The sequence below is a fragment of the Succinivibrio sp. genome (genome assembly GCF_045124615.1).
Lineage (GTDB): Bacteria > Pseudomonadota > Gammaproteobacteria > Enterobacterales > Succinivibrionaceae > Succinivibrio > Succinivibrio faecicola.
The window spans coordinates 1-1,168 of sequence record NZ_JBGVMC010000205.1; the positions used below are offsets into that span (position 1 = coordinate 1).

Here is a 1,168-nt window from a genome sequence, read left to right on the forward strand (position 1 = left end):
TGTCTGTATCAATAAATTCACAAAGTGTATTTTCGTCAAGTGATTCAAGACAAAGATGAGAATTACCATTTTTAAATGCAGCATAGGTAAATGATGCATTATCAAGCAGCTTTTTTAAGCCTTTAGTATCAATAGTCCCAATGCCTGAAGGATTGTTGCCAAAAAGAGCTTTTCCCTTATCTGAATTTTTTAAAAAGTAATTTTTTAAAACAGGAAGAAGATTTGTTTTTACTTCCTTTTCAAGAATATCAAAGCTTATTTCAAACTCAGGATTACGCTTTTTGCCATAAAACGAATCTGTTCTTATAAAGAATCCGTATACTAAAAAACGGTTGAAATTTCTGTCAGTAAGCTCTGTATATGTGCATGATCTCTTATAAAGTCTTTGAGTAAGCAAACTTGTATCAACAAGTGTTCTGAAAAAAGGATGATAGGTAAAATCCTTTTTAAAAATTTCATCAGGATTTGTGATACTTCCATTATTTGTCAGTGCATTTATCTGTTTAACAACCTTTTTGTAGATATTAAAATCGTCACTTATATTTACTGATTTACTGTTTATAGCATAGTAACAGTCAAATGCTCGTAAAAGCTTTTGATGGGCAAAACCACAATATTCAATGAAATATCCATTTTTAAGTCGATAGCATCCTTGATCTTTGTGACTTATTAGATCTGCGTTTATAAATTCATATAGATAGTTTTCAATACAGTTGATACCAAAATTGTTCTGCTGTGATGAGAAGCAGGCATAGACATCTGCCTTTTTAATAAGCTCAAGCACATCTTTACAAGACTTGTCTGTAAGAATTGAATGAATAATTGATGAACCTTTGTTTCTATTAATCTTTTTAACAAATCCTATCTGTGTTTTTACAAAGCAAGAAAGAGTGAATCTGAAGATATCATCATGCAACTGTGATCGCTTTTTAGTAAAGCTTACAAACAGAAAATCAGACTTTGTAACCTTTATAAAATCACTGACAGGATACAGCTCAAGATACATTGAATCATCTGGATTTTTGCAAAGGCTCTCTTTGAGAATAACAGGATCACTGTTTACTGACAGAATATTCTTATAAAAAGGATCCTGCCTTAATGAATAGGTATTTAAAAGCCTTTTTCTTGTGTCCTCATCTAAAGAATCAAATACATTTTTTCTTATAAA

General features: G+C 30.6%; 1 protein-coding gene. It reads right to left on the reverse strand.

What is annotated here, in order from left to right; genetic code table 11:
- Positions 1 to 1,168: hypothetical protein (locus tag ACJML3_RS05285; RefSeq protein WP_406021255.1), on the reverse strand; the 1,168-nt coding region annotated here is incomplete at both ends.